At 68.8% G+C, this 14,713-nt stretch carries 16 protein-coding genes; 11 read left to right on the forward strand and 5 right to left on the reverse strand.

Features of this window, described 5'->3' with window-relative positions; genetic code table 11:
- Positions 1-115 precede the first annotated feature (115 nt).
- From motB to CCZ27_RS12415, 5 genes are all read right to left on the reverse strand, one after another.
- Positions 116-1,066: a flagellar motor protein MotB gene (gene motB, locus CCZ27_RS12395; protein WP_096448579.1), complete on the reverse strand. Its 951-nt coding sequence runs from the start codon at positions 1,064-1,066 to the stop codon at positions 116-118.
- Positions 1,067-1,205: 139 nt separating this feature from the next.
- Positions 1,206-2,060 carry a flagellar motor stator protein MotA gene (motA, locus tag CCZ27_RS12400; RefSeq protein WP_096448581.1) on the reverse strand — a complete coding sequence of 285 codons (855 nt, stop codon included), beginning with the start codon at positions 2,058-2,060 and terminating at the stop codon, positions 1,206-1,208.
- Between the two features lie 152 nt (positions 2,061-2,212).
- Positions 2,213-2,764, reverse strand: a complete 552-nt coding sequence (gene flhC, locus CCZ27_RS12405) for a flagellar transcriptional regulator FlhC (RefSeq protein WP_096448583.1) — start codon at positions 2,762-2,764, stop codon at positions 2,213-2,215.
- 10 nt (positions 2,765-2,774) lie between these two features.
- A complete protein-coding gene (flhD, locus tag CCZ27_RS12410) occupies positions 2,775-3,092 on the reverse strand; it encodes a flagellar transcriptional regulator FlhD (protein ID WP_096448585.1) in 318 nt (105 codons plus the stop codon).
- A 135-nt stretch (positions 3,093-3,227) separates the two neighbouring features.
- Positions 3,228-5,210 (reverse strand): diguanylate cyclase, encoded by a 1,983-nt coding sequence (locus tag CCZ27_RS12415; protein ID WP_096448587.1) that lies wholly within the window; start codon positions 5,208-5,210, stop codon positions 3,228-3,230.
- A gap of 186 nt (positions 5,211-5,396) precedes the next feature.
- On the opposite strand from CCZ27_RS12415, the gene CCZ27_RS12420 reads away from it, so the two are divergent.
- The 11 genes from CCZ27_RS12420 (at position 5,397) to cysK (ending at position 14,565) form a co-directional block, all read left to right on the forward strand.
- Positions 5,397-5,951, forward strand: coding sequence for an NUDIX hydrolase (locus CCZ27_RS12420; RefSeq protein ID WP_096448589.1), 555 nt, complete (start codon positions 5,397-5,399; stop codon positions 5,949-5,951).
- 76 nt (positions 5,952-6,027) lie between these two features.
- Complete coding sequence (gene rsxA, locus CCZ27_RS12425) at positions 6,028-6,612, forward strand: electron transport complex subunit RsxA (protein ID WP_096448591.1); 585 nt, start codon at positions 6,028-6,030, stop codon at positions 6,610-6,612.
- A gap of 69 nt (positions 6,613-6,681) precedes the next feature.
- Complete coding sequence (rsxB, locus tag CCZ27_RS12430; RefSeq protein ID WP_096452503.1) at positions 6,682-7,233, forward strand: electron transport complex subunit RsxB; 552 nt, start codon at positions 6,682-6,684, stop codon at positions 7,231-7,233.
- Positions 7,230-8,939: an electron transport complex subunit RsxC gene (rsxC, locus tag CCZ27_RS12435; protein ID WP_096448593.1), complete on the forward strand. Its 1,710-nt coding sequence runs from the start codon at positions 7,230-7,232 to the stop codon at positions 8,937-8,939. Before rsxB ends, rsxC begins: the two co-directional genes overlap by 4 nt.
- A complete protein-coding gene (locus tag CCZ27_RS12440; protein ID WP_096448595.1) occupies positions 8,936-9,940 on the forward strand; it encodes an RnfABCDGE type electron transport complex subunit D in 1,005 nt (334 codons plus the stop codon). The genes rsxC and CCZ27_RS12440 overlap by 4 nt, the downstream gene beginning before the upstream one ends.
- Positions 9,937-10,620, forward strand: a complete 684-nt coding sequence (locus CCZ27_RS12445; protein WP_503660834.1) for an RnfABCDGE type electron transport complex subunit G — start codon at positions 9,937-9,939, stop codon at positions 10,618-10,620. Before CCZ27_RS12440 ends, CCZ27_RS12445 begins: the two co-directional genes overlap by 4 nt.
- Positions 10,620-11,321, forward strand: coding sequence for an electron transport complex subunit E (locus CCZ27_RS12450; protein WP_096452507.1), 702 nt, complete (start codon positions 10,620-10,622; stop codon positions 11,319-11,321). Before CCZ27_RS12445 ends, CCZ27_RS12450 begins: the two co-directional genes overlap by 1 nt.
- 11 nt (positions 11,322-11,332) lie before the next feature.
- Positions 11,333-11,965 carry an endonuclease III gene (gene nth / locus CCZ27_RS12455; protein WP_096452509.1) on the forward strand — a complete coding sequence of 211 codons (633 nt, stop codon included), beginning with the start codon at positions 11,333-11,335 and terminating at the stop codon, positions 11,963-11,965.
- Positions 11,966-12,036: 71 nt separating this feature from the next.
- A complete protein-coding gene (locus tag CCZ27_RS12460) occupies positions 12,037-12,468 on the forward strand; it encodes a DUF1841 family protein (protein ID WP_096448597.1) in 432 nt (143 codons plus the stop codon).
- Positions 12,469-12,649: 181 nt separating this feature from the next.
- Positions 12,650-13,453: a class II glutamine amidotransferase gene (locus tag CCZ27_RS12465; protein WP_096448599.1), complete on the forward strand. Its 804-nt coding sequence runs from the start codon at positions 12,650-12,652 to the stop codon at positions 13,451-13,453.
- A gap of 131 nt (positions 13,454-13,584) precedes the next feature.
- On the forward strand, positions 13,585-14,565 hold the full coding sequence (gene cysK, locus CCZ27_RS12470; protein ID WP_096448601.1) for a cysteine synthase A: 981 nt from the start codon (positions 13,585-13,587) through the stop codon (positions 14,563-14,565).
- Positions 14,566-14,713: the final 148 nt, after the last annotated feature.

Genomic DNA, 14,713 nt, shown 5'->3' on the forward strand with positions numbered 1-14,713 from the left:
TCTTCCGCCTGCGCGCCGCCGATGCGGATGATCGGCGGGGACCACCTGATTATCGGCCGATCGCTGGCGGACTTGAGGAGGCGGATCACCCGGGCCGGACGGACCCGGGCAAGGATCACGCCGGCGGCTGCGGAACGGGGCGTGCGGCTTCCGCCTTCGCAGCCTCGCTGCGCAACGCCTCCTCGGCACGCTTGTTGAGCACGATGATGCTGATGCGCCGGTTGATCGGGTCGAGCCGGTCGTCGCGGTTCAGGTGCATGGTGTCCGCCAGGCCCACCACGCGCACCACCTTGCCCGCCTCGAGGCCGCCGGCGACGAGTTCGCGGCGCGCGGCGTTGGCGCGGTTGGCCGACAGTTCCCAGTTCGAGAAGCCGCGCTCCCCGCCGGCGTACTGGCCGGAGTCGGTATGGCCCGACAGGCTGACGCGGTTCTCCACGTCGTTGAGCGCATGGCCGATCGCCCGCAGCAGGTCGCGCGAATAAGGGCGCAGCTCGGCACTCGCCGACAGGAACATCGGCCGGTTCTGCTCGTCGACGAGCTGGATGCGCAGGCCCTCGTTGACGATGTCGATGAGGATCTGGTTCTTGAACTGGCGCAGCGTGGTGCTGGCTTCGATCAGGGCCTCGATCCGCCCCTGCAGATCGATGAGCTTCGCCCGTTCGCGCCGCATCTCGCCCTCCTCGCTGCTGCCGGTCGCGCCGGGGGCATCCCGCTGCACGTGGCTGGTCGCCGCATCCAGGTTGATCGCGCGGGTCGACTCCTTGTCGCCGCGCCGCACCTGGCCGACCGAGCGGCTCAGATCCTCGCCGCCGCCCTTGATGATGCTCGAACTGTCGCCCGAGCCCTCGCCCCCCTGCATCGCCACCTTGAGCGGATTCTGGAAGTAGTCCGCGATGCCTTCGAGGTCGCCCTGCGCGGTGGAGCCCAGCAGCCACATCAGCAGGAAGAAGGCCATCATCGCGGTGACGAAGTCGGCATAGGCGATCTTCCAGGCGCCGCCATGGTGTCCGCCGCCGCCCTTCTTGATGCGCTTGACAACGATGGGCTGCTGAGTGTCGTCGCTCACCGGACGGCCCTCCCCGCAGGAGCACGCCCTTCGGGCTGCCGGACCGAAGCGCTCGCCGCCATGCCCCGGCCGGCCGCGCCCGGCGCGGCGGAAAGGTCAGGAAGGCCGTAGCCGGCAGGCCGGAACGCGGGGTCCATCGTCAGCCCTTGCGGTTCTTGATTTCCTGCTCCAGCTCGGCAAAGCCGGGCCGGTCGGTCGAATACAGCACCTTGCGTCCGAACTCCACCGCCACCTGCGGCGCGTAGCCGTTCATGCTGGCGAGCAGCACCACCTTCACGCACTGGTAGATCTTGCCGCCTTCTTCCACGCGCTGCTCGAGCTGGCTGGCGACCGGCCCCACGAAGCCGTACGCGAGGAGAATGCCGAGGAAGGTGCCGACCAGCGCACCGCCGATCATCTTGCCCAGCACGGCCGGCGGCTGGCCGACCGAACCCATCACGTTCACCACCCCCATCACCGCGACCACGATGCCGAAGGCGGGAACCGAGTCGGCCAGCTTGGACACGAGGTGGGGCGCGGTGTGCGCCTCCTGGTGGTGGGTCTCGATCTCGATGTCCATCAGGTTCTCGATCTCGAAGGCGTTCAGGTTGCCGCCCACCATCATGCGCAGGTAGTCGGTCAGGAACTCGATGACGTGATGATCCGACGTGACGCCCGGATACTTCGAGAAGATCGGGCTCGAATCCGGGTTCTCGATGTCGTTCTCGATCGACATGAGCCCCTCCTTGCGCACCTTGGCCAGGATCTCGAACAGCATGGCCAGCAGATCGACATAGAGCGCCTTGTTGTAGGGCGAGCCCTTCAGCGCCATCGGCAGCGCGGCGACGGTCGCCTTGAGCGCCTTCGGTCCGTTGCTGGCGACGAAGCCGCCTATCATCAGGCCGAAGATGGCGAGGTACTCCATCGGCACCCACAGGGCGCCCAGGCTGCCATGCACGGCATAGGTACCGACCGATGCTGCCAGGATGATGACGTAGCCAATGATCAGGAACACCGCTCACTCCACCGAAGGCCCCGGAAAGGGGTGTCGCATCAATTTAACGTCGCGCCCCGCGCAAACTTGAACGCCGCACCGGCGCCGGACGCACAAAAAAGACGGGCTGTCCGCAACGCGGACAGCCCGTCGGTACCAAGCGCCGGCGGCGGTCAGGCGACCGCGGCGGCACGCGCCCTGCGCGCAGCCGGGCGACGCGACTTTCCCGCCCGCGACGGCATGTTGCAGAGGCCGCAGACGTAGGCGTGGGTGGGATCGTAGGCGTGCGCGACGTAGTGTCCGCCGCAGCAGGTGCACCTGGCCATCTGCAGCAGATCCGCGTCGAAGAAGCGCACCAGGGTCCAGGCGCGGGTCAGGCTCAGGACCGGCTCCATGCCCTCGGCGTCGATGTGGTCGAGGTAGAGGTGATAAGCCTTGATGGTCGCATCCAGCCCGGTGATGCCGGCGCGCTGCCCGTAGAAGCGGTGCAGCCCCATGAACAGGGACGCGTGCACGTTCGGCTGCCAGGTCATGAACCAGTCGGTGGAGAAGGGCAGCATGCCCTTCGGCGGCGATGCGCCGCGCACCTCCTTGTAGATCTTGAGCAGCTTCTCGCGGCTGAGCCGGGTCTCGACCTCAAGCATCTGCATGCGGGCCCCCAACTGCACCATTTCCACCGCGCGGCGGATGTCCTGCGCCTCGTCGATGACACGCTTGTTCTTCATCCTAGGCTCCTCAGGCCGCCTCTTCCGCCGCCCTGCCCGCCGCGATGATCGCAGCATGCAGGCTGGCGCTGGCGGCATCCCGCCCCTCGCCGCTCATCAGACGGGCCAGGTCCGCGTCGTCGAAGCGGAAGCACGGCATCAGCATCTGGTTGCTGGCGAGCTTCACCAGCTTCGCGGCAGACAGGTCGCAGATCAGGTCGGCGAACTTCTCGCCGATGCCCAGCCTGTACAGCGCCGTGGCACGGTCGCTGCGCAGCATCTGCTGGGCGAGCATCAGATAGGCAAGGTTCAGTTCCCGTATCTCGACCTGAAAATCGGGGCGGCTCATGAATTCTGCTCCCTGTCAGGGATCAACGTGGCGCAAGTTAAAGTAATTTCTAGCTTGCAGCAAGTTACAAATTCACGTCGCCGCGACACGCGTCGCACGAAAGCAACACCCGGAGAGACGGCCCGGACCGTCCGTTCAGTCGCCGTCCGCCTCGCGCTGCAGCGCGGAAACGCGGTTGCGTCCGCGCTGCTTGGACAGGTAGGAGCCGCGGTCGGCGCACTTGATCAGCGCGTCGAGACTGCCCGTCCGGCCGTCGCGGGCCGCCACGCCGATGCTGACCGTGATCCTCAGTTGCGGGCCGCCGGTCTCGATCCTCAGCGCTTCGGCCGCCGCCCGCAGGCGCTCCGCGCAGTGGCAGGCCGCGCCGAGGTCGGTGTCGGGGCAGATGACGAGGAACTCGTCGCCCCCGGTCCTGCAGATCACATCCTGCGCGCGCAGCACGCCGCGCAGCGCATCGGCGCACTGGCGCAGCACCATGTCGCCGACGTCGTGGCCATGCGCGTCGTTGAGCTGCTTGAGGCCGTCGAGATCGATGATCATCGCCGACAGCGGCCGCAGGTTGCGCGTGACGGCGATCCATTCCTGCTGCAGGCGGTCGAGCGCATAGCGGCGGTTGGGGAAGCCGGTCAACGCGTCGGTCATCGCCACTTCCTCGAGCCGGCGGTTGCTGATCGCCAGCTCCGCGGCAAAGCGCCGGATCTCCTCGCGCTCGCGTTCGAGTTCCAGTTGCATTCCGACCATGCGGCGCGCCGCACGCAGCCTCGATGCCAGCAGCACCGGCCTGAACGGCCTGGCGACGAAGTCGTCCGCGCCGGCATCGAGGACCTTTTCGAGCAGGAAGTCGTCCTCGGAGGGAATCAGCAACAGCATGTAGATCGTGCGTCCGAGCCGCGTCTCGCGCAGCGAACGGATGACGTCGATCCCGGCGATGTCCTGCAACTGCCAGTCGACGAGCAGCATGTGCGGCTGCAGATCCACCACCGCCTCGATGCCCTGGCTTCCGCTGTCCGCCTCGAAGACGGTGAGGCGGTCCTGCTCGAGCGCCTGGCGCAGCCGCTGCCGCTCGGCCACGTCGGCAGCCAGCACCAGCACGCGCAGGCTGCCCGGCTGCGCCCCGGCATCGGGAGCCGCCGGCGCGGATGCGTCCGCAGCCTGCGCGAACTCGGCACCCGCGGCCGGCGCCGCGGTCTCGCCTTGCTCGCCGAGCCCGGCAAGCATCTCGAACCTGGGCGCGGCATGGGTTTCGAACTGCAGCAGGCGGCCCCACTCCACCCAGTCGCTCGCCACGCGATCGCAGGCGGCGACGAAATGCTCGCGCGACACTCCGAGCCGCGCGGCCAGCCGCAGCATGGCCGGCATCAGCGCGGCGTGCTCGCTCTCCTCCGCCAGGCAGATCTGCGCCACCGCGCGCGACAGCACGAGCGACTGCACGAGCGCGTGCTCGCGGCTGTTCTCGCGCAAGCGCGCCGTCGCCGGCTGCTCGAAGTGGCGCACCGCCCTGATGACGATTTCAGGCAGCCCCCAGTCCGCGAGCATGGCTGCGCTCAGCGCGCAGTGATCGAGCGCGAACGCCTCCCGCTCGAGATCGGCCTGGCGCACGCCGGCCGAATGCCTGACGGCCGTCAGGATGCGGCCGAACTCCACCGGGTACAGGGTTGCCAGCGCGAGTTCGCCGATACGGGCGAGAAGCCCGACGCTGAATGCCTCGTCGGCGGCCATGGCGCGCACGGGGCGTGCCAGCGCCTGCATGGCGAGGGCCATCAGGAGGGAGGAAGACCAGTAGCGCGTGTAGTCGAAGGCGGTGCAGGCGCCCTTGCGGTAGTTCGACAGCAGCGAGAAACCGAGTGCCATCGTGCGCACCGCCGGCAGGCCGAGCATCATCAGCGCCTCGTGGACCGACACGACGGCGCGCCGCTCGTGGCCGACGAGACCGTTGGCCGCCTTGATGAGCCGGCCGACGAAGGCCGGATCGCCCCTGATGACCCGCGCAAGCTCGCCCATCGACACGTCTTCCACCTGCGTCATGCGGATGATCGCGAGCGCCACACCGCGCGGCGACGGCAGTTCGCCCGTTCCCTTGAGCTGCTCGAAGCGCTTGATGTCGATGAGATTCTGCATGAGGCATGCTCGCGGCGGGATTGACTGGGCCGGCGGCACAATGGCCGGCCGCAGTTTGCGTGAAAGGCGTAAACGGACGGAAAGGGCCGCACTTTAGCGCCCGGCCGTGCTTCCAGCCAGCCGGCGGCGGTCCCGGCGGGGGCGATCCCGGCTAGAATGCCGGGTCAGTCCGTTTCCCGTTTTGCGATGAAGTTCTGTTCCAGTTGCGGCGCCCCGGTCCGGCTCCGCATCCCGAGCGGCGATTCCCTTCCCCGCCACGTCTGCGACCAGTGCGGCACGATCCACTACCGGAATCCCAAGGTGGTGGTCGGTGCGCTGGCCGAATGGGAAGACCGCATCCTGCTGTGCCGGCGGGCGATCGAGCCGCGCTACGGCGCCTGGACGCTGCCGGCCGGCTTCATGGAGAACGAGGAAAGCACCGCGCAGGCCGCGGCGCGCGAAACCTGGGAAGAGGCGTGCGCGCACATCGAACTCGGCGCCATGTACACGCTGATCGACGTGCCCCACATCAGCCAGGTGCACATCATCTACCGCGCGCGGCTGCTGGATCTGGATTTCCGCCCGGGCGACGAGTCCCTCGAGGTCGCGCTGTTCGGGGAAAAGGACATCCCCTGGGACCGGATCGCCTTCCGCACCATCGCCCTGACCCTGCAGCATTACTTCGACGACCGGCGCAAGGGCGCGTGGCCCTTCCACAACCTGGTGATCGGCGCCCCGCCGGCACCCGGACCGCGGCCCTGAGCCGCTGCCCGCCCGGGGTTGAGCCCCCCTGGGCGGAAGCGGATAATCCGGCCGCGTCATTTCCGGCTTGCGGACCATGAGCAGCTATCTCTTCGTCATTCTCGGCGCGGTTCTGGTGAACAACGTCGTCTTCGTGCGCATCCTGGGCCTGTGCCCGTTCATGGGCGTGTCGAAGAAGCTCGAGACCGCGATCGGCATGGGCGCCGCGACCACCTTCGTGCTGACGGTGGCATCCGGCAGCAGCTACCTGATCGACCACTACCTGCTGCAGCCCTTTGATCTCGCCTACCTGCGCACGCTGGCCTTCATCGTGGTGATCGCCGCCATCGTGCAGATGACCGAACTGGTGATCCAGAAGACCAGCCCGGTGCTGCACCAGGTGCTGGGGATCTACCTGCCGCTGATCACGACGAACTGCGCGGTGCTCGGCATCCCGCTGCTCAATGTCGGGCTCGGGCACGGCCTGCTCGAATCGCTGCTGTTCGGCTTCGGCTCGTCGATCGGCTTCACCCTCGCCCTGGTGCTGTTCGCCGGCATCCGCGAGCGGCTCGACGGCGCCGACGTGCCGGCCCCGTTCAAGGGCACGGCGATCGCGATGATCACCGCCGGCTTCATGAGCCTGGCCTTCATGGGGTTCACCGGGCTGGACCGCTTCCAGTAATCCATCGTGCCGCGAGGCCGCCCGCCGCGCCGCATCGCGGCGCGGGTGCACAACGACAAGAGTTCCCGCATGCTTTCAGCCCTTCTCGTCATGACCGGCATCGCCATCGTGCTTGGCGCAGCGCTGGGTTATGCCGCGATCCGCTTCAAGGTCGAGGGCGACCCGCTGGTCGGGAAGATCGACGCCATCCTGCCGCAGACCCAGTGCGGCCAGTGCGGCTATCCCGGCTGCAAGCCCTATGCCGAGGCCATCGCCCGGGGCGAGGCCGGGATCAACCAGTGCCCGCCGGGCGGCGAGGAAGGCATCCGCAAGCTGGCCGACCTGCTGGGGCGCGAGTTCAAGCCGCTGTCGGAAGAGCACGGCATCGAGAAGCCCAGATCGGTCGCGGTGATCGACGAGCAGACCTGCATCGGCTGTACGCTGTGCATCCAGGCGTGCCCGGTCGACGCCATCGTCGGCGCGGCCAAGCAGATGCATACCGTGGTGGACAAGCTCTGTACCGGGTGCGAGCTGTGCGTGGCACCCTGTCCGGTCGATTGCATCAGCATGGTGCCGGTCGCCGAGACGGTGCAGACCTGGAAATGGAAATACCCGGTGATCGAGATCAGGAAGGCGGCATGATCGGGCGCCTGTTCGGTTTTCGCGGCGGCATCGAGCCCGATGCGCACAAGAACGAATCCGCCGGCGCGGCGATCCGCCGGGCGCCCCTGCCCGGCCGCCTGGAGGTTCCGCTGCGCCAGAGCACCCGCGCCACCGCGCGCTGCATCGTGCGGCCCGGGCAGAAGGTGCTCAAGGGCGAACGCATCGGCGATCCGGAAGGCGTCCTCGGCACGGCGGTGCATGCGCCGACTTCGGGCACCGTGGCGGATGTCGGCCGCTACGCGATGGCCCACCCCTCCGGCCTCGAGACCCGCTGCGTGGTGATCGAGCCCGACGGCGAAGAGCGCTGGATCGACCATGCTCCATTCGACTACCGCAACCGTTCCCGCGGCGACGCGCTCGCCTGGCTGCGCGACTGCGGCATCGTCGGCCTGGGCGGCGCCACCTTTCCCGCCCACGTCAAGCTCGGCAGGGGCGAGGGCATCGACACCCTGGTGCTGAACGGCGCCGAGTGCGAGCCGTGGATCACCTGCGACGACCGGCTGATGCGCGAGCGCGCGGCGGACATCCTCGCCGGCGCGCTGATCCTGCGGGATCTGATCGGCGCGCGCGAACTCGTCGTCGGCATCGAGGACAACAAGCCCGAGGCGATCGCCGCCATGCGCGCCGCGGCAGGCGCGGCCACGGGCGTCGGCGTGGTGCCGGTGCCCGCGCGCTATCCCGCCGGGGGCGAGAAGCAGCTCATCCGGGTACTGACCGGCATCGAGATTCCGTACGGCAAGCTGGGGGCGGACTACGGCGTGCAATGCTTCAACGTCGGCACCGCATACGCGGTGTATCGCGCCATCGTGCACGGCGAGCCGCTGATTTCGCGCATCGTCACCCTCACCGGCAACGTCGAACACCCCGGCAACTGGGAAGTGCTCGTCGGCACGCCGATCGACGACCTGCTGCGGCTGGCCGGCCCGCGGCCGGACACCGACCGCTACCTGATGGGCGGCCCGATGATGGGCTTCGCGCTGCCGCGCCTCGACGTACCGGTCGTGAAGGGCAGCAACTGCATCATCTGTGCGTCGCCGGCGCTGTTCCCGCCGCCGATGCCGGAGCAGCCCTGCATCCGCTGCGGCGAGTGCGCCCGGGCCTGTCCGGCCGAACTGCAGCCCTTCGAACTCTACTGGTTCAGCCGCGCCAGGAACTTCGGCAAGGCCCAGGAATACCATCTGTTCGACTGCATCGAGTGCGGCTGCTGTGCCTACGTGTGCCCGTCGCACATTCCGCTGGTGGACTACTACCGCTTCGCCAAGAGCGAGATCTGGGCGCGCGAGCGCGACAAGTCGGCGGCCGACCAGGCGCGCGAACGCTTCGAGTTCCGCAATTTCCGCCAGGAACGCGAAAAGGAAGAGAAAGCGGCCAGGCTCGCCGCCAAGGCTGCCGAGACGCACGCCAGGATCGCGGGCGAACCCGCCGCCGACGCGGCCGCCACTCCGTCCATCCAGGCCGCCGCCGACGACCCCAAGAAGGCCCTGATCGCCGCCGCATTGGCACGCGCCCAGGCGCAGAAGGCGGCGGTCCGGCCCAGGAACGTGGACGACCCGAGTCCCGGCACGCAGGCCGAGATCGACGCGATCGAAGCCCGCCGGCGCCGCGCCGCAGCGGCCGCCGAACCCGCCCCCGCGCAGACGTCATCGCCCGCGCCGGAAACCCATTCCCGCACGCCGACCAGATGATCCACTCCCCCTACATCCGCAAGCCGGCCAGCGTCCAGCGCGTGATGGGCACGGTGCTGCTCGCGCTGCTGCCCGGCATCGCCGCCTACGTGTGGCAGTTCGGCGCCGGCATCCTGGTCAATCTCGCGCTGGCCAGCGCCGCGGCGGTCGCCATCGAGGCGCTGGCCATGCAATTGCGCGGGCGGCCGGCCGCGCCCGCGGTCGCCGATCTCTCCGCGATCGTCACCGCCTGGCTGGTCGTGCTGAGCCTCCCGCCCATCGTGCCGTGGTGGATCACGCTGCTGGGCGTGGCGATTGCCGTCGGCGCGGCGAAGCATCTCTATGGCGGCCTCGGCCAGAACCCCTTCAACCCGGCGATGGTCGCCTTCTGCGCGCTGATCGTCGCCTATCCGGCACTGATGTCGCAGTGGCCGGCGGCCGGCCGGCTCGATTTCGCCACCCAGTTCGGCCTCATCCTCGGCGGCGCGCGCGAACTCGATGCCGTCACCGCGGCGACCGCGCTCGACGCCCTGCGCACCGGGATGCGCGGCGGCGACGGCGTGGACCTGGTCGTGTCGCAAGGCGGCGCCTTCGGCGCGGCGGGCGGCAAGGGCTGGGAATGGGTCGCGGCCGGCTACGCTTTGGGCGGCCTGTTCCTGCTCGCCACCCGCACCATCACGTGGCATCTGCCCGCCGCCTTCGTTGCCGGGCTGGCGCTCATGTCGGGCGCGTTCTGGCTGTTCGACGCGGCCCGCCACGCCTCGCCGCTCTTCCATCTGGCGAGCGGCGGCGCGATGCTGGCCGCCTTCTTCATCGTCACCGACCCGGTCTCCGGCGCCACGACCCCGCGCGGCAAGCTGATCTTCGCCGCCGGCATCGCGCTCATCGCCTGGATCATCCGCAGCTTCGGCGCCTACCCGGACGGCATCGCCTTCGGCGTGCTGCTGATGAACATCTGCGTGCCGCTCATCGACATGAAGACGCAGCCGCCCGTCTTCGGCCATCGCGGAGAACGCCCGTGACCACGAGCGCGCGCTATTCCGCCGCCCGCACCTCGCTGCGCACCGCGGCCATCATGCTCGGCTTCACCGTGGTGTTCACCGCGCTGATGGCCTCCGCCTACGAGGCCACCCGCCCGGCGATCCAGTCCTCGCTGCAGGAAGCGCAGATGCGCCTGATCGGCGAAGTGCTGCCGCCCGGCGGTTACGACAACGCGCTGCTCGACGACGTGGTGCACCTGGGCCCGACCCCGGCGCTGGGGCTCGACGACGGCGGACGTGTATGGCGCGCGCGCCGGGACGGCGCCGACGCCGCGCTGGTGCTCGAAGCCACCGCCGTTGACGGCTACGCCGGGCGCATCGGCATCATCGTCGCCATCGGCGCCGACGGCACGGTGTCCGGCGTGCGCGTGGTGTCGCACAAGGAGACGCCCGGCCTGGGCGACTACATCGACCCGAAGAAGGACCGCAACAAGCGTTCGCCCTGGATCGGCCAGTTCGCCGGCGTGTCCTGGAACGAGATCGACGCCGCGCGGTGGACGGTGAAGAAGGATGGCGGGATCTTCGACTACCGCACCGGCGCCACGATCAGCGCCCGCGCCGTGGCGCGCATCGCCGGCCACGCCGCGGCCTTCGCCATGGCGCGGCGCGACGCCCTGTTCTCCGCCGCCCCCGGCAGCACACTGCAAGGAAGCCAGCCATGATCACCTCACGGCAGTTCCGCGAGATCGCCCACAACGGCCTGTGGAAGCAGAACACCGGCCTCGCCCAGTTGCTGGGCCTGTGTCCCATCCTGGCCGTCAGCACGAGCATGGTGAATGCCACCAGCCTGGGCCTGGCGACAGTGCTCGTGATGGCGCTGTCCAACCTCGTGATCGCGAGCCTGCGCAACTTCATTCCCTACGAGATCCGCATCCCGGTGTTCATCCTGATCATCGCCGCGCTGGTGACGGTGATCGATCTGCTGTTCAACGCCTACCTGCACAACCTGTACCTGGTGCTCGGCATCTTCATCCCGCTGATCGTCACCAACTGCATCGTGCTCGCCCGCGTCGAGGCTTACGCCGCCAAGAACGGCCCGGTCGCATCCACCGTGGATGGCGTCATGATGGGACTGGGGCTGGTGTGGGTGCTCACGCTGCTGGGCGGCCTCCGGGAACTGCTGGGCAGCGGCACGCTGTTCTCCGGCATCGAGATGATCATCCCCGGCGCGTCCGCCCTCGTGGTGTTCGGCGACGACTATCCGGGCTTCCTGCTGGCGATCCTGCCGCCGGGCGCCTTCTTCGCCCTGGGCTGCCTGATCGCCGCCTACAACGCGATCAAGACCCGGCTCGAAGCCCGCGCCCACCGCCGCCCACAGGCGCCGGGTGCCGCGCCCGGTGCCGCGGCGGAAGGGGCCGGCTGACGATGGCGAACATGAAACGCGAAGCGATCCGCGAATTCTTCCGCCGCCTGCACGACGCCGACCCCGAGCCGAAGACCGAACTCGAATACGCCTCGCCCTACCAGTTGCTGGTCGCGGTGGTGCTGTCGGCGCAGGCCACCGACCGCAGCGTGAACCTCGCCACGCGCAAGCTGTTCGCCGCCGCCCCCACGCCGGAGGCAATGGTCTCGCTGGGCGAGGACGGCGTCGCCGGCCACATCCGGACGATCGGCCTGTTCCGCAACAAGGCCAGGAACACCGTGGCGCTATCGCGCCTGCTGCTGGAGCGCCACGGCGGCGAAGTGCCGGCCGGGCGCGAGGCGCTCGAAGCGCTGCCCGGCGTCGGCCGCAAGACGGCCAACGTCGTACTGAACACGATCTTCCGCCAGCCGGTGATGGCGGTGGATACCCACATCTTCCGCCTCGCCAACCGCACCGGGCTGGCGCCCGGCAAGGACGTCGTCGCGGTGGAGAACGCGCTGCTGCGCCGCGTGCCCAAGGAGTACCTGCTCGACGCCCATCACTGGCTCATCCTGCACGGCCGCTACGTCTGCACCGCGCACAAGCCGAAATGCGGCGAGTGCTGCGTGCGCGACCTGTGCCTGTACCGCGACAAGACGGCGTGAAAGCGCAACGCCTGCCGACGAACCCGGGCGGACCGTGCCCGGCCGCTGCAAACCGACGAGAGACCCACGAGATGTTCAACCCCAGCCGCGACCAGGTGCGCAATTTCTTCATCGAGACCTGGCGCAAGTACCGCGCGAAGGAAGTGCTGACGCCGATGGAATCGGTCGCCGCCGACATCATGGCGATGCACCCCGAATACCATGCGGTGATCGAGGACCCGGAATCGGTCGACCGCGACTTCCCGCCGGAAGCCGGCCAGATCAACCCCTTCCTGCATCTGTCGCTGCACCTGGCGATCGAGGAACAGTTGTCGATCGACCAGCCGTCCGGCATCCGCGCCGCCTTCGACGCCGCCTGCCAGCACCACGGCGACCGCCACGACGCCATGCACGACGCGCTCGAGGCCCTGGGCGAGACGCTGTTCGATGCCCAGCGCAACGGCACGCCGCCCGACGGCGCCGCCTATGTCGGCAGGCTGCGCAGGCGGGCCGGCGCGGAATGAGGCCGGCCGCGGGCCGGCCGGTAGCCTCCCGCTCTGCGGCGGCTTCGGCCGGGGATGCCGGTGTTGCGCACTTGTGACAGTTTCGCCTGATCAGCACGCGAAAGCGGAACAAGTTCATTGTCCGCACGCAAGACGGACGCGATGATGTGCCTACCGCACCGCACCATCGTCCGTCGCCATCATGTGTCAACTGCTCGGCATGAACTGCAACAAACCCGCGAGCCTGGAATTCTCGCTGGAGGGCTTCGTGCGGCGCGGCGGGCAGACCGACGAGCATCGCGACGGCTGGGGCATCGCCTATTTCGACGGCGAAGGCTGCCGCGTGCTGCGCGACGACCGCCCGTCCTGCACCTCCCCGCTCGCCGAGCGGCTGCGCCGCGATCCGGTGAAGTCACACAACCTCATCGTCCACATCCGCAAGGCGACCCAGGGCGCGGTCGAACTGTCGAACTGCCATCCCTTCGGCCGCGCGCTGTGGGGGCGGAACTGGGCGTTCGCGCACAACGGCGACCTCAAGAACCACCGGCTGCCGCTGGACGGCAGCTACACGCCCACCGGCACCACCGACAGCGAACACGCCTTCTGCTACCTGCTGCAGGAACTGCGCCGCCGCTGCGGCACCGCGCACCCGACGACGGCCGCGCTGCTCGCCGCGCTTGCCGAGCTGTGCGAGGAAATCTCCCGTTTCGGCCCCTTCAATTTCCTGCTGTCGGACGGCAGCGGGCTGTTCGCCCACTGCTCGACGCAACTGCATCGGGTGCGGCGCGCCCATCCCTTCAAGTCCGTGCGCCTGGTCGATCACGACCTGAGCGTGGATTTCAGCCGCCGCAACCACGTCGACGACCGCATGACCGTCATCGCGACCAAGCCGCTCACCACCGGCGAGGAATGGGTCGCGTTCACGCCCGGCGAACTGCGGTATTTCCACGACGGTACCGAGGCGGCGGTGCAGCACGCTCCGGCGAAACACGCCCTCCCCGCCTGACCCGTTTCCGAAGCTGGGCTAATCTGGAAGTGGCGGTATGATCGCCATCGGCACGGCGGACGGAAGTTTCGCCGCCGGTGGCAGTCCTGCACCACTCCCAGACAGACCAAGACAGGAAGAGGAAACGGAACATGTCCAACTGGTATGCAGACAACGCGGATTCGATCGGCCGCACGCCGCTCGTCCGCCTGAATCGGGTCATCGACGGCGCCAGCGCCACCGTGCTGGCCAAGATCGAAGGCCGCAATCCGGCGTATTCGGTCAAGTGCCGCATCGGCGCGGCGATGATCTGGGATGCCGAAAAGCGCGGCCTGCTCGGCCCGGGCAAGGAACTGGTCGAGCCCACCAGCGGCAACACCGGCATCGCGCTGGCCTTCGTCGCCGCGGCGAAAGGCATCCCGCTGACGCTGACGATGCCCGAGACGATGAGCATCGAGCGGCGCAAGCTGCTGGTGGCCTACGGCGCCAGGCTGGTGCTGACCGAGGGCGCGAAGGGCATGAGCGGCGCGATCGCGAAGGCCGAGGAGATCGCCGCCTCCGATGCGGGCAAGTACGTGCTGCTGCAGCAGTTCAAGAACCCGGCCAACCCCGGGATCCACGAGAGCACGACCGGGCCGGAGATCTGGCAGGACAGCGGTGGGGCGATCGACATCCTGGTGTCGGGCGTGGGCACGGGCGGCACCATCACCGGCGTGTCGCGCTACATCAAGAAGACGCAGGGCAAGGCGATCCTGTCGGTGGCGGTGGAGCCGTCGGCCAGCCCGGTGATCACGCAGAAGCTGGCCGGGCAGGAACTCAAGCCCGGGCCGCACAAGATCCAGGGCATCGGCGCGGGCTTCGTTCCCGAGGTGCTGGACCTGTCGCTGGTCGACCAGGTCGAGCAGGTCGGGAACGAAGAGGCGGTGGAATACGCGCGGCGCCTGGCGCGCGAGGAAGGCATCCTGTCGGGCATCTCGTGCGGCGCGGCGGTAGCCGTGGCGGCGCGGCTGGCGAAGGACCCGGCCAACGCGGGCAAGACCCTCGTCGTGATCCTGCCGGACTCGGGCGAGCGCTACCTGAGTTCGGTGCTGTTCGAGGGCTATTTCGACGACAAGGGAGTGGCGACGATCTGATCGCTGTTCTCGGTGGCGGACTGTCTGGGGTGCCAACCGCCGGCCGCGCGGGGTATTCGTTCCGTAGGCTGCGGAACTCGCTCGCTACGCGAGCTCAGACAGTCCTCGCCTACCCCACGAATACCCCGCACGGCCGGCTTGACCGTAT

This window comes from Thauera sp. K11 (assembly GCF_002354895.1).
Lineage (GTDB): Bacteria > Pseudomonadota > Gammaproteobacteria > Burkholderiales > Rhodocyclaceae > Thauera > Thauera sinica.

Bases quoted from the DNA above. Each gene is read 5' to 3' on its own strand.
- flhC (WP_096448583.1), bottom strand. From the start codon at position 2,764: ATGAAGAACAAGCGTGTCATCGACGAGGCGCAGGACATCCGCCGCGCG.
- cysK (WP_096448601.1), top strand. From the start codon at position 13,585: ATGTCCAACTGGTATGCAGACAACGCGGATTCGATCGGCCGCACGCCG.
- flhD (WP_096448585.1), bottom strand. From the start codon at position 3,092: ATGAGCCGCCCCGATTTTCAGGTCGAGATACGGGAACTGAACCTTGCC.
- CCZ27_RS12460 (WP_096448597.1), top strand. From the start codon at position 12,037: ATGTTCAACCCCAGCCGCGACCAGGTGCGCAATTTCTTCATCGAGACC.
- rsxB (WP_096452503.1), top strand. From the start codon at position 6,682: ATGCTTTCAGCCCTTCTCGTCATGACCGGCATCGCCATCGTGCTTGGC.
- CCZ27_RS12415 (WP_096448587.1), bottom strand. From the start codon at position 5,210: ATGCAGAATCTCATCGACATCAAGCGCTTCGAGCAGCTCAAGGGAACG.
- CCZ27_RS12440 (WP_096448595.1), top strand. From the start codon at position 8,936: ATGATCCACTCCCCCTACATCCGCAAGCCGGCCAGCGTCCAGCGCGTG.
- CCZ27_RS12465 (WP_096448599.1), top strand. From the start codon at position 12,650: ATGTGTCAACTGCTCGGCATGAACTGCAACAAACCCGCGAGCCTGGAA.
- nth (WP_096452509.1), top strand. From the start codon at position 11,333: ATGAAACGCGAAGCGATCCGCGAATTCTTCCGCCGCCTGCACGACGCC.
- CCZ27_RS12420 (WP_096448589.1), top strand. From the start codon at position 5,397: ATGAAGTTCTGTTCCAGTTGCGGCGCCCCGGTCCGGCTCCGCATCCCG.
- rsxA (WP_096448591.1), top strand. From the start codon at position 6,028: ATGAGCAGCTATCTCTTCGTCATTCTCGGCGCGGTTCTGGTGAACAAC.
- rsxC (WP_096448593.1), top strand. From the start codon at position 7,230: ATGATCGGGCGCCTGTTCGGTTTTCGCGGCGGCATCGAGCCCGATGCG.